Raw genomic sequence first — 24744 nt, 5'->3', positions numbered from 1 at the left:
TCAAGATGGCCCAGGATGCGCTGCCGTCGGGTCGGGATCTGGCGTCGCAATCGACGCTGTGCCGGCTGGAGAACCTGCCCGGCGTGCGGGAGCTGGTCGCGATAAGGCGGGCGATGGTCGATTGTATTGCGCCTCGTTCCGGCAGGTGCCGAAGCGGATCGTACTCGACATTGACGACACCTTCGACGCTGTGCACGGAGGCCAACAGCTTCGCCTGTTCAATGCCCACCATGACGAGTACGGCTTCCAGCCGATCGTCGTGTTCGATGGTGCGGGACGGTTCGTCAGCGCGATCCTGCGACCGGCCAAGCGGCCGAGTGGGGCTGAGATCCGCCCCCACCTGCGCCGTCTGGTGCGGGCGATCCGGATCAACTGGCCGAACATTCGAATCCTGCTCCGCGGCGATAGCCATTATTGCAACCCGCAGGTCATCGACTGGTGCCGCGCCAACGACGTCGACTTCATCTTTGGCCTCGCGCCCACCACGACCCTGCGCAAGCATGTCGCGGATCTGGAGGCCAGCACGACGGCGCGCTTCGAAGCGTCGGCCAAGACAGGCAAGGTCCGCAGGTTCAAGGAGTTCGTTGACGGCGCCGCTAGTTGGAGCCGCGTCGAGCGCATCATCGCGCGGGTCGAGGTCGGCGCCCAAGGTGGCGATATCCGCTTCGTCCTCACCAACCTTGCCGGTGGGAAGGCCAAGGCGCTCTACGAGGATGTCTACTGCCGGCGCGGCGCGGCCGAGAACCACATCAAGTCGTGGAAGACGCATCTTGCCGCCGACCGCACATCCTGCACCAGAGCGACGGCCAACCAGTTCCGGCTATTCCTGCATGCCGGTGCTTACTGGTTGATGTGGGGCTTGCGGGCCGCGATGCCGAGGCGCTCGAGCTTTGCCGTCGCCCAATTCGACACGCTGCGATTGCGCCTCATCAAAATCGCTGCGCGGGTGGTCGAGATGAAATCGCAAATCCGCCTGCACCTGCCGACATCGTGCCCCGACCAGCGCATCCTGCGCATCGTCCTCGATCGCATCCCCCAACTCGCGACATAACGACGGGGGCAGACGCCCCGAAACGAACCCGTCGACCGCAACCTGCAAACCCCCGCCTGCCATCACGACGGAGCAATCCCGGCGCCTGACGAGGCGCGTGGAAAAGCACCGCAACGGCGACCACAACGTCGCTTCAGGCCGTCAAAAGCTTATCGCCGTGCATCAAGGCGGCTAGAAGCGCGCCGGCAGCCTGGCGGGGGGCTTGGGGTTAGACTGCCGGCGCACGCCACTCATGAAGAGCGGCCCCTTTTTGCGGTTCCGACACCCATAGTCAACCCGGCAGCGTCTGGATGCCCGCTGTGCTCTTTTCAGAGCGGCTCGCGATGCCGGCCATGTCGGCCGATCCTGCCTAGGATGGGGGGCCACTCTCGTCGGCCGAGTTGATGCTCCAGCCAGTATCGCCTTGCCGACCAGCATGGGTTCGCCGTTAGCAATCCATCCTCGCGAGCCAATGCTATCCTGCACGTGTCGCAGCACTCCGGGCGGCTATATCGCCTAAGACAGCATGACGAAGCGTTCCAACTTCCTGTTCGGCGAGCCCGCGTGCAGTTCCTGACTCGGACAGTGGACGAGAATTCTCTTGGCGGTACTGCGCCGGAAGGCATTCGCGTCCAACGGAATCAAGCGACGACTATCAGCCGCAAACGTCACATCACAAGAGCGGTCTTCCACCCATTGCAGATTATCCGACTGATCAGGCGGCGTCCGATATGTCCGACTCTGCCTCAAGAATTCCCACAGGTATGGACAGCGATCTCGCTATCCGATTCCGATAGCCCTTATTGTACTTTAGACCCCGCTCGATGTTTTGGATTTCCTGAGCGGCAAGCCCGCACGCGACCGCGAGGTCCTCGATTGAATACCCAAGGTGCTCACGATAAGCGCGGATGATGTGGGTCCCCTGCGACATAGCCGTCAAGACTGGCTCGGGAATGCGCGAATCCTTCATAAACATCTCCAAGAAGATGGGAGCGCCTGACAAATCGGGAGATTTCCTCCCCGACCCTGGCGCACACCCAGCAAATCAAAAAAATGGACGTCCATTCGGCCGGACCGGCCTCATCCATGGAATGGGCCACTTGAAATTGGCAGCCGGGTCGGAATATGGCGGCTCACCTGCTTCTGATCAAGTTCTAAGAACCTGCCCGCCATGAGATGGCCTGATCGGCTGTAGCGCATTCGACCTGCGATCCTACACGACTCATTCTCCCCGATGGCTTTCTTGAACAGCAACTCGAACTCTCACTGACGCCTCCAGTGGCTATTCGCGGCACCGTCCACCCAGCCTCGCGGACGCTGATACCTTCGACCAATTTCCACCGCCGATGCAGCGAAGATGGACAAGCATCGCCACCTATAAAGGTTCACAATCATTCGACCGTGACCGATTTTGCGAGATTGCGCGGCTGGTCTACATCTGTGCCCATGAAGAGCGCCGTGTGGTAGGCAAGAAGCTGTATCGGCAGCGAGAAGATCATCGGCGCGATAATCTCGTCGACAGCCGGCAGCACGAGCGTGTGCATGGTGTCGATTTTCGATGCGGCTGCCCCTTTTTCATCGGTGATGAGGATAATCCGCCCTCCACGGGCAGCCACTTCCTGCATGTTGGAGACGGTCTTGTCGAAAAAGCGATCATGGGGCGCGATGACGATCACTGGCATGTTGTCGTCTATCAATGCGATCGGACCGTGCTTCAATTCACCCGCCGCATAGCCCTCGGCATGGATGTAGGAAATCTCCTTGAGCTTCAGCGCACCTTCCATCGCTAGCGGGAAACTGGTGCCACGGCCGAGATACAGGACGTCACGACACTTTGACAGTTCGCGCGACAGGAACTCGATCTCCGGCTGGATGCTGTTGAGTACCTGGCCCATGACGCGCGGCACTTCGGCGAGGCTCCTGACGAGCGCCTGCAGCTCGTCTTCGGTTACGGTCCCGCGGGCTCTGGCGGCGCCGATGGCGAGTGCGGCTAGAACGGCAAGCTGGCAGGTAAACGCCTTGGTGGAGGCGACGCCGATCTCCGGTCCGGCAAGGATCGGGAAGACCGCATCGGCCTCCCGAGCGATGGTCGATTCGCAGGCATTGACGATAGCGCCAATTTTCAGCCCACGCTCCTTGCAGTACCTCAACGATGCGAGCGTATCAGCGGTTTCGCCGGACTGCGAAATGAAAAGAGCCGCCGACTGCGGCGACAACGGGATCTCGCGGTAACGGAATTCGGACGCAACGTCGATTTCAACTGTCAGGCGCGCATAGCGCTCGAACCAGTATTTTCCGATCAGTCCGGCGAGATAGGCGGTCCCGCAGGCCGAGATCGCCAAGCTCGGGATCCTGGCGAAATCGATGCCAGAAACCGTGTCGGCGCGATTCTCTATGATGTTGCTATAGTGACGGAGAGCATGGGCGATGACTTCGGGCTGCTCGTAGATTTCCTTCTCCATGAAGTGGCGATGAGTGCCCTTGTTGGCCAGATCGGCCGCGGCCGTGGAGGTATGGCGCGGACGCTCGACGGGATGGCCGTCGAAATCGAAGATATGGGCGCCCGAATTGCCGACAACGGCCCAGTCGCCCTCGATGAGATAGGTAATTTCATTGGTGAAGGGAGCGAGCGCGATCGCGTCGGAGCCCAGGAACATCTCGCCGTCGCCGTGACCGATCGCCAGCGGTGGTCCGTTGCGCGCCGCCATGATGGTCGACGGATCATCTTCGAAGAGGACGGCAAGCGCATAGGCGCCCCTGACGCGTTTCAGCATGGCACGCATCGCCTCTTGCCGCCTCATGCCCTCCCGGCGGTGTCTTGCCAAGAGATGCGCGACGACCTCGGTGTCGGTATCGGTCTGGAACTCGGCGCCAGCCGCCGCCAATTCGTCCTTCAGCTCGGTGAAATTCTCGATGATCCCGTTATGGACGACGGCGACACCGTCGGTAAAGTGCGGGTGCGCATTGCGTTCCGTTGAGGCCCCATGGGTTGCCCAACGCGTGTGGCCGATGCCGATGTTGCCGCTCAGCGGCTCTTCCTTCAGTCTCCTCTCGAGATTGACGAGCTTGCCCTCGGCGCGCCGGCGGTGCAAGGCACCTTCGGTGATCGTCGCAACGCCGGCGGAATCATAGCCGCGATATTCCAAACGCTTCAATGCGTCGACCAACCGATCCGACACCGGCTGTTGCCCAACGATGCCAACAATCCCGCACATGTTCGTCTTCCATTCTTGCCGGCAGCTTCAGCCCACGCGAGACGGATACCCATCCGGCCGCTTTCATTGGGAGATCTTCTAGTAGTATTGGGTAATATTGGTATAATTGATTGTAGGGATAGCTATCATCCACCCCATGGATAAGACGCGTTTGGGGCCCTGATCTAACTTCCTCGTTGCGCCTGACGTCCTCATGACCGAACGCAAGCCCACACCCCGCGGCACGAAGGAACAATCGGCCATGCGCGATCATCCCGGCCACGCACCTGACCACGAACCGCCGCCGCTCGTGGTCACGCGGTGATCGGCATGATCACACAGCACTGTAGTTAGGCAGCATCAGCGACGCATGGTCGGCATCATCATCATCGGCAACGTCGGCGCCGTCGGCATGATTCACGTTCGTCACGTTGATCATAATCATCGTCGCCGCCGATCTAGTTTCTGATTGCCTGCCGCTTTGACGCGGCTTTCGCCGGTAGAGCTTAGCCCGCGATGGCCTATCAATACGCTGTTAGTCGGCATAGCCGAAACCGAGAGTCTGGCGGCGCAGGCCACAGAGCACGTTCAGCGACCGTTTCAGTCAGCGCCGGCTTTGTCGGGGTTCGTAACGGTCATCAGGATTCTCGGGGCATGAATGCACTATCACGAAAACGTTGGTTCTCAGTGCTTCGTCCGTATTACTCAAACCCGATTCCCGCAGCGGAAGAACTAGGCGCGTGTCACGTCTTGTACAAGGCACAATAGCAGTGAGAAATGGAGATTGATGCCTGCGCGTTTTCGAATAAGACAATCACCAAGCTGTCACCCCAATTACCTCAGGAACTGTCTATAGCCGCCGCCCATCAGGTAGCGGCCACGTTGGATGGCGCGACGCACCTGATCGCGAAGATGGCTACCTGGATGAGACCAATCTTCTTCGACACGGCGTCTCCCGAACAGGGCAATGGCGATCTCCTGATGAGATGCTCCTGCAAGCGAGCCATCCAAAGCCTGGAGCACGATACGCAGACGCGCTCCGCGGGGTTCCGGCGGAAAGCAAGCAGCTGCCAGGCGGCCGCAACCATTGATGTCGTTCAGGAACTGAAGGGCAGCGACATGGAACTTCAGGTGCTGCGGCTGCACGATCGCGTCGACATATAGCCGCATCGGGCGGAGAACGGATGCACCGGAAAGGGCGATCTGCAGACTCCGGCAGTCCTCCCTCAGCAGCACGTGCTGCACGCCGGCAGGTGTCAGCAGGATGTCCTTGCAGCATGAGAGCGAAGGGAGATCAAGCGGTTCAAAATCGTGGTCGAGCCCAACCGGCTCCGCGGCCGCTCGTAGAATACGGGCGCAGTCGCGCGGATCCCAAAAGACCCTTGCCGACGTAGCGTCCGACTGTGGCGCGTCCGCGAAAAAGGAGGCTCCATTGTCTTAGGAAAGATGATCCTGTCGTCAACTCGATTATCTTCATGTCGGCCTGGGCTCCGACAATGTAGGCGGACGGTGCCATTTTGGCGTGGTCGCGCTGAAATTGTGGATTGCGCCGAAGAAACTCCCAGGCCCAGGCAGTGCGTGGCAATCGTCTGGCGTAGTGGTAAGCTTCGTGACGACGCCAGTCCGGCCAGCATACAAGACCGACCGTCGCTTCCTTGGGCAGACCAGCATCCTTCACGGCTCAGGTGTCCACAATGGCGCTATGCCGACGGCCTAGAACCGGTTGCCACAGTACCGGTCCGCTCAGACGTCCCCTGCTGCGGATGCGCAAAAGGCTCGCGCGGGAAATCTCGAGAAACCCGGCCACCGCCTCCGTTTTGCCGACGGACTTGGGTTGTCCGATGCGCGACAATGGCCACGTCGCGAGGCGAAGGATCCGTTCCATGCGCGTGTCCGTCACCGTTACTATCCGGGTCAGATCCTTGGCCAAGCCGAACTCGATCATGCCCGCGAAGAGCTCGTAGGTTGCCTGGGCCAGTCCGCCCGCTGCCTTGGGCGCCGACGGAGGGAGATCGAGCGCGAAACGACTGCTCTCCCATATGTCGGAGGTCGAGGGCACGACGTCAGCACCCAGCAGCACCGGGAACGTGTCGCGCAACATTGTGGGTCCGGTGCTGGGCAAAAGACGCACGCAACCGCGAATTCGCCAGTCGGATCCCTTGAGGAGCAGATAGACAGGCTTCAGACCATCAAACGGGTCTGTTTCCATCTGGTCTTCGGTATCAACTTCCCAATCGAGCCTTTCCTTGAACACCCGAAACCTGAGCCCGTGCATCTCTTTGAGCTCGCTTGCGAACTCGTTGTAAAGGTCTGGTGTTATCAGCTGCATCATGGTCGCCTCCGTGCGGGATGTGTTCCCGCCATCGAAGGGCAAAGCTGGCAGCGATGCAGCCTGTAGAGGTTTACAGCTATCGTGGCCGAAGAATCAGGATCTCGCCTGGCCGGAGGCAGCCAGTCGTGCAACGGCCTGGTTGATCGTTCGAACGCCAAGTTTTGCCTTGGCGTTTTCCAGATGAAAGGTCACGGTGCGCTTTGAGACGCCGAGAAGCTGGCTGATATCCCAAGCCGACTTGCCGCGCGCCGCCCATTTCAGGCACTCGAACTCCCGCGGGGTGAGCGTTACACCATCCACCACGCGATCGTCGGCGAGCCTGCGCCGGACATGGATATGAAAGTTGATGGCCACCAGCTGCAATGCTTTTTCGTAACGTGTCAGTGACCGCAACAGAGGCGGACGGGACTCGTCGGAAGCAAAGGTCAGGGCAGCAAACCGGCCGCGATGATCATGCATGGACATCGTCAGGCCGCCGCGGATGCCAAACTCAGCCGCACTCTCCAGAATTTGTTGCTGCGAATTCGGCAGACAGTGCCGAGCGCGATCCACACCCCAATCGAAGGTATCCCAGCCTTGCAGCCCGCGCAGGATGACCGGATCAAGACTGTGGTACCGCTGTTGCAGATAACGTGATGTCCAGGATGAAGGATAGTTTGAGATCAATTGCGGGGCGTCGCCGGAGGCCGACGGGTAAGTGAAATAGGCGAATAGCGGAAAATCGAAGCCGGCTGCAGCGGATGCCATTGCCTCACGGAGATCGGCAGCATCAACACTTGCAGACAGTTGCTCGACGAAGTTCTCAAACACGCGATGCATTTGCGCTTTGCGTAACCTCCGTGATCGCTCGATGCCAGGCAGAGACCTTGTTTTAAACGATCCCGGACGGATACAGCGCGTGCCGAGAACCCCGTTAATCTGTTGAAACCCGTGATATTCTGACGTTGTCTATGAGCCGTGTGCCGCCGAGCCAGGCCGCGACAAGCAAGCGTGCAGGTCGGTCAAGGCTTGTCATGGGTCGCAGATCTGCCTCGTCGCGAAGTTCCAGGTATTCGACCTCGCGATAGCCCGCAGCCAGAATTGCTGCGCGCGCTTCGGCAAGCGTTGGCAGGACGGGCGAGCCGCGGGCAAGCCGCTCAGCCGTCTCGAGCAAGACCGATGGTAGCTTGGGGGCAACAGCACGCTCTGCTGGCGAGAGCCGGACATTGCGCGATGATAGAGCAAGACCGTCGGCTTCGCGGACTGTCGGACAAGGAACAATGGTGATTGGAATATCCAGGTCCCGGGCCATACGCCTGACTAGCTGAAGCTGCTGAAAGTCCTTTTCGCCAAAGAAGCCGAAGTCAGCGCTGGTCTGCAGGAAGAGCTTGGCGACGACGGTCGCCACGCCATCGAAATGTCCCGGCCGGAAGGCACCGCACAGGCCCTCGCTGACACCGGACACCGAAACGGTCGTGGCGAAGGCCGCCGGATACATTTCCTCTGCATCCGGCGCATAAAGCAGGTGCGCGCCAAGCGGTGCCAGCTTGGCGGCATCCTCGTCCTCGGTGCTCGGATACGCGGCGAGATCGGCCTGGCTGTTGAATTGCTTCGGGTTGACGAAGAGCGTCACGATCACCCGGTCGGCCTTCTCGAGTGCCGCGCGCACCAGGCTGAGATGGCCCTCATGCAGGACGCCCATCGTTGGCACCACGGCAATCCCCACGCCCTCGCCGCGCCATGCGGCGACGATTTGGCGAAGCCGGGCAACGCTCCTGACAATCGGCACGCTCACGCTGCTTCTCCGCTCTTGGCCGCGTCCGCGTCGGCGGGCTTGCGCGCATCGGCAAACACGTGCTCGGCGGCCGGAAACTGGCGCTCCTTCACTTCCCGCGCATAGGCCGCGATCGCAGCCGCAGCGGCCTCCCCCATTTCAGCATAGCGCTTGACGAATTTGGGCCGGAAATCGCCGAAGAGGCCCAGCATGTCGTCGACGACGAGAATCTGGCCGTCACAGGCTGCCGAGGCACCGATGCCAATGGTCGGGGTCGCCACCTCCCCGGTGATCCGGCGGGCGAGCGCCTCGGGAACCTTCTCCAGCACGACCGCAAAGGCGCCCGCTTCGCTCACCGCAAGCGCGTCGCGCCTGATGCGCTCGGCATCCCCGCCTCTGCCCTGCACGCGGTAGCCACCGATGGTGTTGATCGCCTGCGGCGTCAAGCCGACATGGGCCATGACCGGCACGCCGCGCGCGGCGAGGAAGCCGATCGTCTCTGCCATCGTTTCGCCGCCTTCGAGCTTGACGGCCGCGCAGCCGGTCTCGGCCATGACGCGCGCGGCATTGCGGAAAGCCTGCTCGGGGCTTTCCTCGAAGGAACCGAACGGCAGGTCGACGACCATCAGCGCCTGCTCGAGGCCACGGCGCACGGCCTGGCCGTGCGTGATCATCATCTCCAGCGTCACACCGAGCGTCGAGGGCAGGCCGTGGAGAACCATGCCGACGCTGTCGCCGACCAGCACCACATCGCAATGGGGATCGACAAGCCGGGCGACTGGCGTCGTGTAGGCGGTAAGGCAGACGAGCGGCGTCCCACCTTTGCGCGAACGAATATCCGGCGGTGTGACCGCCCTGGTGTCACCAAACGCACTCAATGGATCCTCCTTCCCCAACGTTACCAACCGCGGGTGTCGCGTTTGCCACATTTTTGTGCAAGTGCGAAGAGCTAAAAATGGCCGTGCAGCTGTGCGGTGTTGACGTGCGGACAGGCGCGCTTACACTTAAATCGATTCAGGCGCCCCCGAGCTGGCCAACCACTTTCGCGAACATGGACGATCAGGCAAAAGGACCCAGGAAAGACAGAGCCGCCGTCAAGGCCGACGAAGTCAAAGTGGACCTGATCGCCTTTGTCGTCGCCGTAAACGACAGTGAACCCTGTGTCCTCACCATCGGCCAGGCGGACACCCTGCCCTCCGGACCATTTGCGCTTGAGCACCGATCGCTGCAATCCGGTTTGAGGGGGTGGGTCGAGCAGCAGACCGGCCATCCGCTGGGGTATATTGAGCAACTCTACACCTTCGCGGATCGGGATCGCATCGGCGCCGAGCGCCAGCAGCGCGTCATCTCCATCAGCTATCTCGCATTGACCCGCAAGGAACAGGCAGCTGGCTCGCCCAAGTGCGGCTGGCAGAGCTGGTATGAATATTTTCCATGGGAGGACCACCGCTCCGGCACGCCTCCGGTCGTGCTGGACGTTCTGCGACCGCGCCTGATTGAATGGGCAGACGGCGTCAGCGACGCGGCCACGCGACGTGAACGCTGGCAGCGGGCGACGATAGCCTTCGGCTTCGACGACCGCCTTTGGAACGAGGAACTCACGCTTCAACGCTACGAGTTAGTCTACGAAGCAGGCCTGGTCCAAGAGGCCGGAAGCGGACGGGACGCGACGCTGCCTCCGCTGGTGCCCAGCAAGTCTATGGTCGCCGATCATCGCCGCATCGTGGCGACCGGCATTGCGCGGCTGCGCTCCAAGATCAAATACCGGCCGGTCGTCTTTGAGCTGATGCCGCCGGTCTTCACGCTTTTGCAGCTGCAGCGAACCGTGGAGGCGCTTGCCGGCAGGCTCGTGCGTAAGCCGAACTTTCGCCGGCTGATCGAGCAGCAGGAGCTGGTCGAAGAGACCGGAGAGGCAACCGCGGAGACCGGCGGCCGGCCAGCGAAGCTTTACCGGTTCCGCCACGCCGTTCTCGACGAGAGGGTCATCGCCGGGACAAAATTGCCGCTGGCGCGGGGTTGACATCGCTTATACTCACAGCAAGTATATGCTAGTTATTTTCAACTAGAGTATAAGCTGGAGGGGTCGATGAGCGCCGTGCTGCCTGCGACCGCGTTTCTCTACGAGCGCGTCCGACGAGTGATCCCGCCGATCGAATGGCCGGCTTTCGTCGAGGATATCGAGGCGATCCTTGCACTGAAGCGCGAGCGCAACGCCATCATCCTGGCGCACAACTATCAGACCCCCGAGATCTTCCATTGCGTGGCCGACATCGTCGGCGACAGCTTGGCACTGGCCCGCACGGCTGCGACGATCGAGGCGCAAGTCATCGTGCTGGCCGGCGTACATTTCATGGCCGAAACGGCCAAGCTGCTCAATCCGCAAAAGACGGTGCTCATTCCCGACCTGCGGGCAGGCTGTTCGTTGGCGGAATCTATCACGGCAGAAGACGTGCGCTTGATGCGCCAGCGTTATCCCGGCGTGCCGATCATCACTTATGTCAACACGTCGGCCGAAGTGAAAGCCGAGTCGGATATCTGCTGTACATCCGGCAACGCCAAGGCGGTCGTCCAATCCCTTTGCGTTCCCCGGGTGATCATGTTGCCGGACGAATATCTGGCCCAGAATATCGCCGCCCAGACCGATGTGCAGATCATCGCCTGGAAAGGCCATTGCGAGGTGCATGAGCGCTTTACACCGGCCGACATCCGCGAGTTGCGCGAAAGTCATCCCGGCGTGATCGTGCTCGCGCATCCCGAATGCCCGCCCGACGTCGTGGCTGAAGCAGATTTTTCCGGCTCGACCGCTGCCATGTCCGACTATGTCGAGAGGCAAAGGCCGGCACGTGTCGTGCTGATGACGGAATGTTCGATGAGCGACAACGTCGCGTTAGCGCACCCAGAGGTCGAGTTCATCCGGCCCTGCAATTTGTGCCCGCACATGAAGCGGATCACGCTTGCCAACATCCGCATGGCGCTCGAGCAGAACCACCATATCGTAACCATCGAACCCGGGATCGCCGGGCGCGCGCGGCTTGCGGTCGAACGGATGCTGGCAATTTGAGCGCGGATGTCCGCAGCTTCTTCGGGCGGCCCATCATCATCGGTGGCGGCATCGCCGGACTGATGACCGCGCTTCAACTGGCGCCGGAGCCGGTGCTGCTTCTGTCCAGGACGCTGCTGGGAGCTGACAATTCGAGCACCTGGGCTCAGGGTGGTCTGGCTGCCAGTTTCGGCGAAGACGACGATCCGGAACTGCACCTGGCCGATACGCTTGCCGCCGGGGATGGTCTCTGCGACACAGACGTGGCGAGCCGCATCCTCCAAGCCGCGCCCAAGGCGATAGAGGGGCTTGCGGGCTTTGGGGTTCCCTTCGACCGTACGTCGAAAGGATCACTGTGCCTCGGATTGGAGGCCGCACACAGCCGACGTCGCATCGTTCATGCGCATGGTGACGGCACCGGGCGTGAGATCATGCGTGCCCTGATCGCGGCTGTGCGTTCCACTCCCTCGATTGTTGTCGTGGAGGGCGTGGAAGCGCGCCGGCTGGCGGTGCGAGAGAATGCGATCCGAGGCGTCTGGGCGAGCGGTTCGATAGGACCTGTCTTCTTCGGCTCACGGCGGGTCGTCCTCGCCACCGGTGGGATCGGGGGACTGTTTCTCGACACCACGAATCCTTCGGGCAGTTGCGGACAGGGCCTGGCGCTTGCGGCCCGCGCTGGAGCTGTCCTTGCCGACCTCGAGTTCATCCAGTTCCACCCGACCGCGCTTGACGGCCCGGAACGCCCTATGGTGCTGCTCAGCGAGGCCGTCCGCGGCGAAGGTGCTGCCCTGATCGACGAAACCGGCCAAGCTTTTCTCCAGAGCGTGCCAGGGGCGGAACTCGCGCCTCGTGATGTCTTGGCGCGCGCCGTCTGGAACCATCTTGCCAACGGCCACCGTGTTTTTCTCGACGCGCGGCAACGGCCTGGCCCGGAATTTGCTCGACACTTCCCGACAATCGCATCAGCCTGTCGTGGAGCCGGCATCAATCCCGCGCGCGATCTCATCCCCATTCGTCCGGCCCAACACTACCACATGGGTGGCGTTGCCGTGGACGGCTCCGGTAGGACCTCCGTCAAGGGGCTGTGGGCCTGCGGCGAAGTCGCTTCGACAGGACTGCATGGCGCCAACAGGCTCGCCAGCAATTCCTTGACCGAGGCCGTCGTGTGCGCGCGCTGGGTCGCTGAAAGTGTCGCCGGAACGCCTGCTCGCAGAACAAGGCCTGCGGTTGCGGACGTTTACCCATCGCCCGCTCCGATACCCGTGCGTGTTTTCCTGTCGCGTGCACTGGGCATCGTCCGGGATGGTGAAGGTCTGAAAGCAGCCGCACGTGCCTTATTGCCGCTCGCCGAAAGCCAGGACGCGGCCTCGGATGCGGCGGCTGTCGGGCTAATGATCGCGGTTGCCGCCTTGTTGCGCCAAGAAAGCCGCGGCGCTCATTACCGGACAGACTTTCCTCATCATGCGACTGTCGCCCGACGGTCCGAAATCACCCTCGAAGCCGCCTTGGCCGCTGCGCGGGAACTCGGACATTCGCCAAGCCTCGAAGGGGCAAAGTGATGACGTTCTCACCGCTTCCCACGGTCATGCTTGAGCCGCTGGTAAGGGCAGCCCTTCTTGAAGACCTTGGCAGAGCCGGCGACTTGACCACGGAGGCCATCGTCCCGAAGGAACACCAAGCGGGAACCGTGCTGGCGGCGCGCCAGTCCGGAGTTGTCGCCGGCCTCGATCTTGCGATGCTCGCTTTCCGCTTGATTGATCCTGATGTCGAAATCTCGGTGGAGCGGGCAGACGGCTGCAATGTCATGGATGGAGAGGTCATTGCAACGGTGAGTGGTCCGGCCCGGGCCATTCTCACAGCCGAACGGACGGCGCTCAATTTTCTCTGTCATCTGAGCGGCATCGCTACAGCAACGGCATCGATCGTCGCTGCGGTTCGTGGATATGGCGCGAAGATCGTCTGCACGCGCAAGACGACGCCCGGATTGCGGGCAGTCGAAAAATATGCCGTGCGCGCAGGTGGCGGATCCAATCACCGCTTCGGCCTCGACGACGCAATTCTGATCAAGGACAACCACATCGCCATCGCAGGCGGCGTTCGCCCGGCGCTCGAGCGAGCACGAAGACGGGCCGGTCATCTCGTCAAGATCGAAGTCGAGGTCGATACGCTGGCCCAGTTGGAGGAGGTACTTGGCTTCGCTCCCGATGCGGTTCTGCTCGACAACATGTCCCTCGCCGATCTTCGCCGCGCCGTCGCAATCGTTGGCGGCCGTGCTATCACCGAGGCTTCTGGCGGGATCGCATCCGATACAGCGCGAGCGATTGCCGCGACCGGCGTCGATCTGATTTCAGTCGGCCGACTGACCCACAGCGCGCCGATCCTGGATATCGGCCTCGACTATTGGGGCTCATGATTGCCTGAGGAACGGACAGGATCGAATCAACTGTCCTTTCCGATCGTCATCAATCAGACAGCAAAGCAAGGCAGAACCGGAGGAACAGCATGGACATGCAAACAGCCAGTCCAACGCAGACATCGCCACGGGCTCAATCCCCTGACCCTGGAGCGTGGACCCTGGAGAAGGCTCGGGCACTTCACGATGCCCCCTTCAACAATCTCCTCTTCCTCGCGCAAACCGTGCACCGCCAGAATTTCGATCCCAACAAGGTCCAGCTCAGCCGGCTGCTCAGCATCAAGACGGGCGGATGCCCGGAGGATTGCGGCTATTGCAGCCAGTCGGCGCATCACGAGACCGGCCTGAAGGCGTCGAAGCTGATGGAGGTCCGGCGCGTCGTCGCCGAGGCGACCAAGGCGCGTGACGCCGGCGCCACCCGCTATTGCATGGGCGCGGCCTGGCGAAACCCCAAGGCGCGCGACATGGATGCGGTGGTGGCGATGGTCGAAGGCGTCAAGGCGCTGGGCATGGAGACCTGCATGACGCTCGGCATGCTCGATCTTGAGCAGGCCGCTCGACTGAAGCAGGCTGGTCTCGACTTTTACAACCACAACATCGATACGTCGGAACGCTACTATAGCGAGATCATCAGCACGCGGAGCTTTGCCGAGCGGCTCGAGACGCTCGAGCACGTTCGCCAATCCGGCATCAAGGTCTGCTGCGGCGGCATTGTCGGCATGGGCGAGGAGCCGGTGGACCGGATCGGCATGCTCGTGACGCTGGCCAACCTGCCGGAACATCCGCAAAGCGTTCCGATCAATATGCTGATCCCGATCCCCGGCACCCCGCTTGCCGACGCCAAGCCCATCGAGCCGATCGAATTCGTGCGCGTGATCGCGCTGGCGCGCATCATGATGCCGAAATCGCATATCCGTCTTTCGGCCGGCCGCACCGCCATGACCGACGAGATGCAGGCGCTGTGCTTTTTTGCCGGCGCCAACTCGATCTTCGTCGGCGACACGCTGCTGACGGCGGACAATCCCGGTGAGGACAAGGATACCCTGCTGTTCCGGCGCCTTGGCATCGAGCCGATGGAACTCGAGGCGCAATGAACGGGGCACCGCTTGCCCGCTATGAGGCGACCTTGCAGGGACTGGCGCGCAAGGACCGGCTGCGGACGCTGAAGCCGCGCGCCGGGCGCGACTTCTCGTCGAACGACTATCTCGGGCTTGCCGCCTCCAAAAGACTTGGCGAAGCGGTTGCGGCGGCGATTGCGCGTGGCACGCCGGTTGGCGCCACCGGGTCGCGGCTGTTGCGCGGCAATGCGCCGGAACACGAGCAGCTCGAGGCAGACGCGGCGGCATTCTTTGGAGCCGACCGCGCGCTGTTCTTCGGCAGCGGCTACATCGCCAACTTCGCTCTGCTGACTGCGCTGCCGCAGAAGGGCGACCTTTTGGTCCTCGATGAGCTCGCCCATGCCAGCATGCATGAGGGTGCGCAGGCCGGGCGCGCACAGTTCGTGCTGGCCGCGCACAACGACGTCGATGCTGTCGACGATGCGATCACGCGTTGGCGCGCCGAAGGCGGCATGGGATGCATCTGGATTGCGGTGGAAAGCCTTTACAGCATGGATGGCGACTGCGCGCCTTTGGAGAGCCTGGCCGCGCTTGCCGATCGGCACAACGCATTCATCGTCATTGACGAGGCGCACGCGACCGGCGTCTGGGGACCGGACGGCCGGGGGCTGGCCGCCGCTTTCGAGGGCCGCGACAACATCGTCGCGCTCCACACCTGCGGCAAGGCGCTCGGCGCATCTGGTGGGCTCGTGACCGGGCCGAGGACACTGTGCCAGTATCTGATCAACCGTTGCCGGCCATTCATCTACGCCACCGCGCCATCGCCGCTGATGGCGGTCGCGGCGCGCGAAGCGCTCGCAATGCTCGCCGACGAGCCTATGCGGCGTTTTCAGCTGCATGAACGCGTTGCCCTCGCAGGCCGCCAATTGGTCGATCGCTGCGGCGTGATACCAAGTGGCTCTCAGATCCAGCCCTTGGTAATCGGCGATGTCAGGCGCACCATGGCAGTGGCGGCGCGCCTGCAGGCCCGCGGCTTCGACATACGCGGCATTCGCCCGCCGACCGTACCCGAGGGTACGTCGCGCCTGCGCATCTCACTGACGCTCAATATCGGCGAAGCCGACATTTCCGCCATGGTCGAGGCGCTCGTCGAGGTGTTGGCCCAGACATGACCGGAGGCGACATGACCAAGCGCATCGTCATCACCGGAACAGACACCGGAATTGGCAAGACGGTGTTTTCGGCCGGGCTTGCCGGCCTGCTCGACGGCTTCTACTGGAAGCCGGTGCAATCGGGCCTCGACGGCGAGACCGACAGCGAGGCGGTTGCGCGACTTGCCGGGCTGCCGTCGGGGCGCGTGCTGCCGGAAGCCTACCGCTTGAAGAGCCCGCTTTCGCCGCATCGTTCGGCCGAAATCGACGACGTTTCGATCGAGGCTGCCGATCTTTCGTTTCCGGTCCTGCCGACACCGCTCGTCATCGAAGGCGCCGGCGGGCTGATGGTGCCGCTGAACCGCCGGACAAGGTTCATCGACATATTCGAGCAATGGCAGTTGCCGGTCATTCTGTGCGCCCGCACCGCGCTCGGAACAATCAATCACACCCTGCTGTCGATCGAAGCCCTGCGGGCGCGCGCTATCCCGCTGGCTGGCATCGCCTTCATCGGCGATGAGATGACCGATACGCAACGGACGATCGTGGAATTCGGCGACGTGCCGCAACTCGGCAGGCTGCCGCACCTCGATCCGCTGACGGACAAAACGCTGAGACAAGCGATGATTGCCGGCTTCGACCTCGCTTTGATTGCCGGAGGCGAATGATGACGCAATCCCGTGTGTGGCATCCCTTCACCCAGCACGCGCTCGAGCTGGCGATCCCTGAAATCGTCCTGACTGAAGGCGCGTATCTCCACAAAGCCAATGGCGTGCGCATTCTGGACGCCATTTCCTCCTGGTGGGTCGTCACACATGGCCACCGCCATCCCCGCATCATGAAAGCTATCGAGACGACCGCCTCGAGCCTCGACCAGATCATCTTTGCAGGCTTCACGCACGAGCCAGCCGAACGCTTGGCCAAGGCGCTTGTCGGACTCGCTCCTCCCGGCCTCGACCGGGTGTTCTATTCCGACAGCGGCTCGACCTGCGTCGAAGTCGCGTTGAAGATGGCGCTCGGTTATTTCCGCAACATCGGCGCGCCCCGCTCGCGCATCGTCGTCATGGAGCACAGCTATCACGGCGACACGATCGGCACGATGAGCGTCGGTGCCCGTGGCGTGTTCAACGCCGCCTACGAACCCTTGCTGTTCGAGGTCGACACCATTCCCTTCCCGGCCGCCGGCCGCGAGCAGGAAACGCTGGATAGATTCGAGGCCGTCAGCCGCGACCGGCGCGCCGCCGCGCTGATCGTCGAACCGCTCGTGCTTGGCGCCGGCGGCATGCTGATGTATCCGGCCTCGGTTCTGACCGGATTGAAGAAGATTGCCGAAGCCTCCGGCACGCTGCTGATCGCCGACGAGGTGATGACCGGCTGGGGCCGCACCGGGAGCATGTTCGCCTGCGAGCAGGCGAACATCTCTCCGGACATGCTGTGCACCTCGAAGGGCCTGACCGGTGGCGCAATCCCGCTGGCCGCCACGCTTGCCACCGATGCCATCTTCCATGCTCATTGTTCGGCGGATCGCAAGAAGACGTTTTTCCACTCGAGTTCCTACACGGCCAATCCGATTGCCTGCGCGGCAGCACTCGCCAATGTCGAGATCTGGCGTGACGAGCCAGTGGCCGAGCGGATCGCCACCCTGAGCGCGAGGCAGGCCGCCGGCCTTCGGCGCTTTCGCGATAATGCCAACTTCACCGACAGTCGCACGATCGGCACGATCCTGGCTCTCGACCTGCGCGCCGGCTCTGCCGGCTATCTGGCCGAGATCGGACCTAAGCTGCGGGCCTTTTTCCTCGAGCTCGGCCTGCTTGTGCGCCCGCTCGGCAATGTCCTTTATCTCCTGCCGCCCTATTGCGTCACCGGCGACGAGCTCGATCGGCTCCATGACGCGATCGAGGAGGCCGGCGAACGCTTCGGCTCAAAGCCATGAGCAGGTTGTCGCGCCTTCTCGGGTTTGGCCATCATGCGCCTGGCCGAAAGGTGGCGAATGCCGAAATTGAGAACAATCTCGGCCTCGAACCGGGCTGGATCGAGCGGCGTACTGGAATCCGGTCGCGCTTCTGGGCAACGGACGAAGACACGCTGTCTGGTCTTGCTGCGCAGGCCGGCGCCATGGCGCTGGCCAGCGCCGGCATTGCGCGCCACGACATCGGTCTGCTGCTGCTTGCCACCTCGACGCCCGATCACCTCCTGCCGCCCAGCGCGCCCCTGGTCGCACATCGGCTGGGGCTCGGCCGCGCCGGCGCTGTCGATCTGACCGGCGCCTGCGCCGGCTTCATCTATGCGCTGATGTTTGCGGACGGATTTACCCGCCTGCACGGCAAATCGAGCCTTGTTATCGCCGCCAATATCCTCAGCCGCCGCATCAATCCCTCTGAGCGCGCCAGCGCCGTGCTGTTTGCCGATGCCGCCGGCGCCCTCGTGATCGGTCCCTGCGAGGATACTGATCGGGGGATTCTCGGTGCCTCCGTGGATTCGGACGGCTCGCGATACGGGCTGATCCAGATTCCCGCAGGAGGAAGCAACAAGCCGTTCCACGGTAACCTCGACCTCGCGCAAACCCGAATGACGATGACCGACGGCCGCGAAGTGTTCGCAAAGGCCGTCGAGATGATGACCGATTGCTCGACAAGCGCGCTAGCCGCTGCCGGAGTGCGACCGCAGGATGTCGACCGGTTCGTGCCGCATCAGGCCAATGCTCGCATTTTCGATGCGGTCGGGCGAAACCTCGGCGTTGCCGATCACCTGATCGTCAAAACGATCGCCGAATATGGCAACTCTTCCGCCGCGACGATCCCGCTCTCACTGTCGCTCGCCAATCAAGCGGAGCCGTTTCGGCCGGGCGAGAAAATACTCCTGGCGGCGGCAGGTGCGGGACTCAGCGGCGGGGCGCTCGTCGTCGGGATTTAGCCCAGCGAAGCTGCTCACTGGCTCTGTGAGATGAATAGGACAACGGGACCAATGCGAAAATAGTCGCCGGCAAGCTGCACGGCATCCACGTCACCGAGCAAAGCTCAACTACCACGGTTCGATACTGCTCGACCCTGACCGCGCGAAGAACCCGGGATCCTGCCAATGGATTCGTGGAGACATGGACCAAGACTTCCGGCGCGCGAATCTCGACCTATGTCATCCTCGGCGAGCGCGGCTCTCGATGCTGCATCCTCAACGGCGCGGCCGCCCGGAACCTGCCAGCCCACTCCATCCATCTGGACGAAGCGCACATTCCTGTCTGAAGCCGCGGATCGTTACGTTCGTCATCACCAATGTCGTCGGCTTTTCGCCGATGGCAATGCGCTGACGCGGACGGCGTTGACGATTACATCGGCAGGGGCGCTTCAGCAGAACTTTCGCCGGTTGATGGAGCAACAGGAACTGGTGGAGGAGACCGGCGAAAGTGCTTTTGATACCGGCGGTCGGCCGGCGAAGCTTTATCGCTTCCGCCACCATGTCCTCGACGAAACGGCGGTCGCCCGGACAAAATTGCCGCTGGCGCGGGCTTGACATCCTTTATACTCAACGTAGAAATATACCCTTATAATCAATTCGATTATAACGAGAAATTCATTCGCAAGTCCGAACCCACGGTCTCGCTCGGGAAGCCCGTATGAGTGGATCGAAGTGATCTTGGAAATGAAACGCCCGAGGACGGGCTTTCAACCTTTGTCGTGAAGGAGGTGCCGCGCGAGTGGGCCAATGCCTTGCGGCAACGGTGAAGGATGTATACCGCCAGTAAACACGTGCGTCAAAGTCGCCGTCGAATGTACAGTTCGTCCAAATGTGCGATACGTTCGATTTGTGCAAGTAACAATGGAAAAGTGTTGCATAAAAGAAACGTCTAATCATATAAAGCTGGCAAGCTAAACTTTAAACTTGCACAAATGAGCATCGCGGATAGCGTCCCACTGTGAAGCGTGCACTGCGATGTGCGTCTGTTTCGATCGTGGGGGGGGGCAAGACGGTCGTCAATTGATGTTCTTCCCTTTTTTATTGAGAGGCAAAAGTTGAAGCCGCAAGACGGCTGCTAGGTTGCGCGCATACGAAAACGCAACACATCGCCGTCCCCCCCAACTTCATGTCTTCAACGCTCCTTCGGAGGCTTGCTGAGGGAATGCTATTGGGAAAGCCAGATATGTCCGCGTCGAGTGATCTTGGGGATGAAAAGCGCCAGACCGAGCTTTCAAGCTTTGTCATGAGGGAGGTGCAGCGCATTCTTGCTCAATGCGATGAGGCGAAGCAGGGTGACAAGGCTGCTGTTGCGCCTTCTGGTTCTCCTTCCAACGAATTGACCGTCGTGGCCGCCGAATTTCTTGGTAGGCTCGAGGCCGAAGCAGCGCGACGGCTAAACGCCCAGGCGGGTGAGATCGCTTCGCGACCACGGGCAGCCGATCATCCGCTCGGGCATCCGGTTCTGAAAGATTGCCCGAGAGAAGGCGCGCGCATTGCAGAATGGGCCGGTCCAGTTGCGGGGTCGACGCATCTCGAGAGACGTTTTGGAATACCGCGGTCCACTTTGTATTGGTGGCAGCAACACAATGATGTGATTGCCTTTCGGAGAGGCTCCCGTAAGCATGTATTTCCCCTAGCTCAATTCATCGACGGCAGGCCTATGCCCGGAATCAGGCAGGTCCTTTCCTCGATCTCCGATCCCAGACTGGCTTGGCTGTGGCTGATCAGCCCCTCGCCTCTTCTCAAGGGTCGCGTCCCTATCGAATTGCTCAGAGAAGGTATGAACACAGAAGTTGTTACATCCGCCGCCCAGGCTGTTTCTCTGATTGAATCTATCTGACAATTGGCCGGATGCCGATGGCTGTCCGCGCATTATGTAAGTGCGCACAAGCAGATGTACCAATTGTGCGATTTGTGCAAATGTATAGTTGTTCAATTTGTGCAAGAAATACAATAGATTTAGTGGCAATAATGCAACGGATACTTCTATATATGGTTGGCAGACGGAATTTGAACTTGCACTAATTCGCTCAGCGAATAGCGTTCGAGCCGGGAAGGATGCATCGCGATGCGCATCTTTTTCGATCTGGGGACAGGGAGCGGTTCGTCCATCGACGTCCTCGCCCTTTTCAAATCATTGAATGGAGATCAATTATGAACATCAAGAGCCTTCTTCTCGGCTCAGCTGCGGCTCTGATCGCAGTTTCCGGCGCCCGCGCCGCCGACGCGGTGACTGTCGCCGAGCCGGAACCGGCTGAATACGTCAAGATCTGCGACGTGTACGGCTCGGGCTACTTCTACATCCCCGGCACCGAAACCTGCCTGCGCATCGGCGGCTATGTCCGTTACGACATCAGCGCTGGCGACGTTGGCTCCTACGACGGGGCGCGGACCCACGACGTCCAAGACGGCAGCGACCAGGGCACCTGGCGCAAGAACGCCCGCTTTGACCTAAGGACTTGGACCGGCCAGGAAACCGAACTCGGTACTTTGAAGACATACACCGAGACCAAATTCAATTTCGGTAACCGCAACGCCTATTCGGGTCCCGACAGTCCCCAGAACTATGCCTTCAACAGGGGCATCACACTGAACTTCGCCTGGATCCAACTCGGTGGCCTTCGCGTCGGCAAGGACGAATCGGCCTTCGATACGTTTATCGGCTATGCCGGCAACGTCCTAAACGATACGCTCGTTCCCTACGGCGATTTCGACACCAACGTCGTGCAGTACTACTTCGACGCCGGCAATGGCTTCTCCGCCGTGGTATCGCTCGAAGAGGGTTCTGGCGTCGTCGGCACGATCGACAGCTACGTTCCGCATCTTGTCGGCGGCGTGAAGTACACGCAGGGCTGGGGCGCCATCACCGGCGTGATCGCCTACGACAGCAACTACGAAGAGGTAGCCGGCAAGGTCCGCTTGGATGTGAACGCCACCAACGAACTGTCGCTGTTCATTATGGCTGGCTATGGGACCGACGACAACCTAACCGATGGGACCTACGCTATTCCTGCCGGCGGTCGCGGCTTCTACAAGCAGTGGGGTGGCAACTGGGCCGTCTGGGGCGGCGGCACCTACAAGTTCAACGAGAAGACCTCTTTCAACCTTCAGGCGGCGTATGACGAGTGGAAGAACCTCGGCATTGCCGCCAATGTCGCCTACGATATCGTTCCTGGTCTGACGATCACGGCCGAAGTCGACTACCTCCACGCTGGCAAGTTCGGGGATGTGGACTTCTCTAACTGGACCAATGCCGACAAGAAGAACAGCGTCGGCGGTCTGCTCCGCTTCCAGCGCTCGTTCTGAGGATTGAAGAGCCCGTTGCCGCGTTCGGAGCGCTAACTGCGAGCCTAATTTGCGGCCGAACCATTGTGGTGAGGCTTGTAGAGGTTTTCGGCGAATTGCTTGATCACGGACCTCCAATCCGAGCATTTCGTCGATGAGAAGGGCGCCCTGTTCCCGGGCGCCCTTTTTTTAAGGGTTATCATCAGACTCTCTCCCGGGGGAATTGTGGGTAAGAAACAACGCATCATCCTGCAGGCAGCTGTTTTGGCGTCTGCCTTTGGCTTTTTTTTGCTGATCCTGATCCTGCAGATGGTCAGTTTTTTGGTTGACTAGGCACGCGCAAGCGGGATGAATCGCGCAGAGACACGCGGAAGTTTTTTTCGCCAGCGAAACCCCGACGACCTGATGGGGAGTCACGCCAGCAGGGTGGGCGCCACGTCCAGTGCCACCGACCATGCGAGATGCCGATCGTTGGCGCGTCTGTCAGTTCGCGCGGCCATATTCATTCTGGTGCCGATCTGTTGCCTTTTCTGCTTTTCCCATGCGTTTTAGGCCGAGCCATTTGTGAAGCGGGCGGTCAATGGATCTGCGCCTCGCGATTGCCTGCCGTTGCCTGGTTGATCTGGGCGGCATAATCCGAGAGCGAACGCTGCAACCGCGGTTCGAATTGCGCGAAGTTGAACCGGACTTCATCCGCCGTCAGGAACTGGTGGGTTGCGCCGGGAAAGCCGGCGACCATCACAAGGTCGCCTTCCTTGACGCCTTCACAGGCTATGAGTAGCCAACTCTTCGGCCGGTAAGGCACATTGTCGCGCGCATATGGCCGGGAGGAACCATCAGGAGCGACATAGGCGCGATAAAAGCCGAAGTCGCCTGTGTGGCGCGGCCACATCCAATTGTCCGTTTCGCCGCCGAAGGTTACCGATGCCGAGCGCGGGCGCATAGACAAGGCGCACGTCCTCGATTTCGAGCTTCTGCTGGAGATAGTAGGAGGCGCCGCCATAATAGGCCCCTACGTCGCAGCGGCAATTGGGCTGTCCTTCCCATGCGGCGATCAGGGCCTTGCGGTTCGTGGCGAGCCGCTCATAGCGGGCAAACTCATTCAGCTTGTCCGAGACGCCCTTGAGCATTTCGGCGGTCACATCCCGCACGTCCTCGATCACATAGATTCGGCTGCCTGGCGCCGCGGGCAATTCTTCACCCAGGGCTCTTCGCCAGAAAGCCGTCTGTGAGATAGTCCTGGCCCCTCCTTGCTGTGGTATTGGATGGATTCGAACACGCAGTGATGATTGGTTGCGACCAGCCCTTGTGGACTGACGAACGAGGCGGAGCGTCCGCCCAGTGATACGATCGCGTTGAGCGGGTCAGCGTCCAGACGGCCCAGCTGGGCGGGATCGATCTGGAGCCCATCCGCGCGCATGGCCGCGCCCACTTCCGCAGTCTGGCCCGGCATCCACATACCTTCGTCCGCCGACGTAGCCGTGACCGTCCAGAGCAAGGCGATGGCAGTTGCTTTGGCCAAACATTTCAAATTCGAGTTCATGCTGACTGTCGCTGTCATCTTGCCTCCTGTTCTCCGCAGATTGGATTGGTGACTATCGGGATGGCCGGAGTCCTGGCGCCCGCGCGGCGGCCAACACCGTAAGACCGAGTGGACCCGTTAACCGCAAGAGTCCTGATGGCGCTCACCTCTCATATTTGTCGCGCGCCAACGTTTGCGGATCACCCGCTGCACCGATCGTGCCAAATGAATAAGGCTTCAATTACAAATGGTGAGCCTCCCCATCCATGTCCTATCTCCGACGTCTTTCACGTAAAAGGCTCGGTGCTTCCACGCTCGTTTGCTCTTCGCCCGTCCCTCTTCCGTCTTGACTAGCAGGAGCCTACGGCCTATCTCACTGCCGCGTTAGCACTCGCTTCTGGTGAGTGCTAACCACGCTCCGGCAACGGAGAACCGTTCAACATCCGCACCAGGGAAATCCAAAAATGGCAAAGTCGAATTTCCGGCCACTGCATGACCGCGTGGTCGTTCGCCGCGTCGAGTCCGAAGCGAAGACCGCCGGCGGGATCATCATCCCCGATACGGCTAAGGAAAAGCCGCAGGAAGGCGAGATCATCGCCATCGGTTCCGGCGCCCGTGACGAGGTCGGCAAGCTCGTCCCGCTGGACGTCAAGGCCGGCGACCGCATCCTGTTCGGCAAGTGGTCGGGCACCGAAGTCAAGCTCAACGGCGAAGACCTTCTGATCATGAAGGAAGCGGACATCATGGGCGTCATCGGCTGACACGCCCGCCGCCTTTCATCCGCACCATCCAATCTGAATTTCGGGCGAAATGCCCAGGAGTAAAAAATGGCTGCCAAAGACGTAAAGTTCTCCCGCGACGCTCGTGAGCGCATGCTGCGCGGCGTCAACATCCTCGCCGACGCGGTGAAGGTCACGCTCGGCCCCAAAGGCCGCAACGTCGTCATCGACAAGTCGTTCGGCGCACCGCGCATCACCAAGGACGGCGTCACCGTCGCCAAGGAAATCGAGCTTG

Annotated in this window: 26 protein-coding genes and 2 pseudogenes; 17 read left to right on the top strand and 11 right to left on the bottom strand. The window is 61.3% G+C overall.

The features are described from left to right. Positions 1-1051, top strand: a pseudogene (locus NKH67_RS32535) (IS1380 family transposase); the annotation flags it as partial. Positions 1052-1745: 694 nt separating this feature from the next. Here NKH67_RS32535 and NKH67_RS32530 read toward each other — a convergent pair. From NKH67_RS32530 to panB, 8 genes are all read right to left on the bottom strand, one after another. Further along, entirely contained in the window at positions 1746-1961 is a 216-nt protein-coding gene (locus tag NKH67_RS32530; RefSeq protein WP_352453550.1) for a helix-turn-helix domain-containing protein, read from the bottom strand. A 460-nt stretch (positions 1962-2421) separates the two neighbouring features. After that, positions 2422-4245: a glutamine--fructose-6-phosphate transaminase (isomerizing) gene (gene glmS, locus NKH67_RS32525; RefSeq protein WP_353032840.1), complete on the bottom strand. Its 1824-nt coding sequence runs from the start codon at positions 4243-4245 to the stop codon at positions 2422-2424. Positions 4246-5058: 813 nt separating this feature from the next. Beyond that, the gene (locus NKH67_RS32520; RefSeq protein ID WP_353032848.1) at positions 5059-5394 is read right to left on the bottom strand and encodes a DUF2285 domain-containing protein; all 336 of its coding nucleotides are present in this window, start codon (positions 5392-5394) and stop codon (positions 5059-5061) included. A 133-nt stretch (positions 5395-5527) separates the two neighbouring features. Then, positions 5528-5902, bottom strand: a complete 375-nt coding sequence (locus NKH67_RS32515; RefSeq protein ID WP_352496584.1) for a transcriptional regulator domain-containing protein — start codon at positions 5900-5902, stop codon at positions 5528-5530. 3 nt (positions 5903-5905) lie between these two features. Further along, positions 5906-6556: an acyl-homoserine-lactone synthase gene (locus tag NKH67_RS32510; RefSeq protein ID WP_353032838.1), complete on the bottom strand. Its 651-nt coding sequence runs from the start codon at positions 6554-6556 to the stop codon at positions 5906-5908. Between the two features lie 93 nt (positions 6557-6649). Further along, positions 6650-7375 (bottom strand): LuxR family transcriptional regulator, encoded by a 726-nt coding sequence (locus NKH67_RS32505; RefSeq protein WP_352881852.1) that lies wholly within the window; start codon positions 7373-7375, stop codon positions 6650-6652. A gap of 94 nt (positions 7376-7469) precedes the next feature. Continuing rightward, positions 7470-8330, bottom strand: a complete 861-nt coding sequence (gene panC / locus NKH67_RS32500; RefSeq protein WP_353032836.1) for a pantoate--beta-alanine ligase — start codon at positions 8328-8330, stop codon at positions 7470-7472. Next, positions 8327-9187, bottom strand: a complete 861-nt coding sequence (gene panB, locus NKH67_RS32495; protein WP_353032834.1) for a 3-methyl-2-oxobutanoate hydroxymethyltransferase — start codon at positions 9185-9187, stop codon at positions 8327-8329. Before panB ends, panC begins: the two co-directional genes overlap by 4 nt. Positions 9188-9360: 173 nt before the next feature. On the opposite strand from panB, the gene NKH67_RS32490 reads away from it, so the two are divergent. The 14 genes and pseudogenes from NKH67_RS32490 (at position 9361) to NKH67_RS32425 (ending at position 22541) form a co-directional block, all read left to right on the top strand. After that, positions 9361-10329 carry an NUDIX hydrolase gene (locus tag NKH67_RS32490; RefSeq protein ID WP_023722073.1) on the top strand — a complete coding sequence of 323 codons (969 nt, stop codon included), beginning with the start codon at positions 9361-9363 and terminating at the stop codon, positions 10327-10329. Between the two features lie 66 nt (positions 10330-10395). Next, complete coding sequence (gene nadA / locus NKH67_RS32485; protein WP_353032832.1) at positions 10396-11370, top strand: quinolinate synthase NadA; 975 nt, start codon at positions 10396-10398, stop codon at positions 11368-11370. After that, positions 11367-12908: an L-aspartate oxidase gene (locus NKH67_RS32480; protein ID WP_353032830.1), complete on the top strand. Its 1542-nt coding sequence runs from the start codon at positions 11367-11369 to the stop codon at positions 12906-12908. Before nadA ends, NKH67_RS32480 begins: the two co-directional genes overlap by 4 nt. Continuing rightward, positions 12908-13762 (top strand): carboxylating nicotinate-nucleotide diphosphorylase, encoded by an 855-nt coding sequence (gene nadC / locus NKH67_RS32475; protein ID WP_353032828.1) that lies wholly within the window; start codon positions 12908-12910, stop codon positions 13760-13762. Before NKH67_RS32480 ends, nadC begins: the two co-directional genes overlap by 1 nt. A gap of 95 nt (positions 13763-13857) precedes the next feature. Then, complete coding sequence (gene bioB, locus NKH67_RS32470) at positions 13858-14856, top strand: biotin synthase BioB (protein WP_353032846.1); 999 nt, start codon at positions 13858-13860, stop codon at positions 14854-14856. Continuing rightward, positions 14853-15992: an 8-amino-7-oxononanoate synthase gene (locus NKH67_RS32465; protein ID WP_353032826.1), complete on the top strand. Its 1140-nt coding sequence runs from the start codon at positions 14853-14855 to the stop codon at positions 15990-15992. Before bioB ends, NKH67_RS32465 begins: the two co-directional genes overlap by 4 nt. 11 nt (positions 15993-16003) lie before the next feature. Continuing rightward, a complete protein-coding gene (bioD, locus tag NKH67_RS32460; RefSeq protein WP_023679599.1) occupies positions 16004-16639 on the top strand; it encodes a dethiobiotin synthase in 636 nt (211 codons plus the stop codon). Then, complete coding sequence (locus NKH67_RS32455) at positions 16639-17904, top strand: adenosylmethionine--8-amino-7-oxononanoate transaminase (RefSeq protein WP_353032844.1); 1266 nt, start codon at positions 16639-16641, stop codon at positions 17902-17904. The genes bioD and NKH67_RS32455 overlap by 1 nt, the downstream gene beginning before the upstream one ends. Beyond that, the gene (gene bioZ, locus NKH67_RS32450; RefSeq protein WP_353032824.1) at positions 17901-18884 is read left to right on the top strand and encodes a 3-oxopimeloyl-[acyl-carrier-protein] synthase BioZ; all 984 of its coding nucleotides are present in this window, start codon (positions 17901-17903) and stop codon (positions 18882-18884) included. The genes NKH67_RS32455 and bioZ overlap by 4 nt, the downstream gene beginning before the upstream one ends. A gap of 59 nt (positions 18885-18943) precedes the next feature. Continuing rightward, positions 18944-19210 (top strand): aspartate 1-decarboxylase, encoded by a 267-nt coding sequence (locus NKH67_RS32445; protein ID WP_353032842.1) that lies wholly within the window; start codon positions 18944-18946, stop codon positions 19208-19210. 61 nt (positions 19211-19271) lie between these two features. Next, positions 19272-19478 (top strand): annotated as a pseudogene (locus NKH67_RS32440) (NrtR DNA-binding winged helix domain-containing protein); the annotation flags it as partial. A 628-nt stretch (positions 19479-20106) separates the two neighbouring features. After that, positions 20107-20763: an antitoxin Xre/MbcA/ParS-like domain-containing protein gene (locus NKH67_RS32435; RefSeq protein WP_353032822.1), complete on the top strand. Its 657-nt coding sequence runs from the start codon at positions 20107-20109 to the stop codon at positions 20761-20763. A gap of 314 nt (positions 20764-21077) precedes the next feature. Then, a complete protein-coding gene (locus NKH67_RS32430; protein ID WP_352749279.1) occupies positions 21078-22229 on the top strand; it encodes a porin in 1152 nt (383 codons plus the stop codon). Between the two features lie 99 nt (positions 22230-22328). Further along, a complete protein-coding gene (locus NKH67_RS32425) occupies positions 22329-22541 on the top strand; it encodes a hypothetical protein (protein ID WP_353032820.1) in 213 nt (70 codons plus the stop codon). A 244-nt stretch (positions 22542-22785) separates the two neighbouring features. Here the strand turns inward: NKH67_RS32425 and NKH67_RS32420 are convergent, their stop codons facing one another. Genes NKH67_RS32420 through NKH67_RS32410 form a run of 3 tightly spaced genes read right to left on the bottom strand, consistent with a single transcriptional unit; the run spans position 22786 to position 23769 of the window. After that, the gene (locus NKH67_RS32420) at positions 22786-23100 is read right to left on the bottom strand and encodes a S46 family peptidase (protein WP_353032818.1); all 315 of its coding nucleotides are present in this window, start codon (positions 23098-23100) and stop codon (positions 22786-22788) included. Then, positions 23045-23401 (bottom strand): S46 family peptidase, encoded by a 357-nt coding sequence (locus NKH67_RS32415; protein ID WP_353032816.1) that lies wholly within the window; start codon positions 23399-23401, stop codon positions 23045-23047. The genes NKH67_RS32420 and NKH67_RS32415 overlap by 56 nt, the downstream gene beginning before the upstream one ends. After that, complete coding sequence (locus NKH67_RS32410) at positions 23368-23769, bottom strand: S46 family peptidase (protein ID WP_353032814.1); 402 nt, start codon at positions 23767-23769, stop codon at positions 23368-23370. The genes NKH67_RS32415 and NKH67_RS32410 overlap by 34 nt, the downstream gene beginning before the upstream one ends. Before the next feature lie 425 nt (positions 23770-24194). Here NKH67_RS32410 and groES point away from each other — a divergent pair, with 425 nt between their 5' ends. Together groES and NKH67_RS32400 are read left to right on the top strand one after the other, a co-directional pair. Beyond that, entirely contained in the window at positions 24195-24491 is a 297-nt protein-coding gene (gene groES / locus NKH67_RS32405) for a co-chaperone GroES (RefSeq protein WP_352453535.1), read from the top strand. 66 nt (positions 24492-24557) lie between these two features. Beyond that, the coding region (locus tag NKH67_RS32400; protein ID WP_292717624.1) for a TCP-1/cpn60 chaperonin family protein at positions 24558-24744 on the top strand (187 nt) is incomplete at its 3' end.

Origin of the sequence: Mesorhizobium sp. M0968, from assembly GCF_040319065.1 — a bacterium.
Taxonomy (GTDB): Bacteria; Pseudomonadota; Alphaproteobacteria; order Rhizobiales; family Rhizobiaceae; genus Mesorhizobium.
This window is presented reverse-complemented; position numbering and strand designations above follow the sequence as displayed.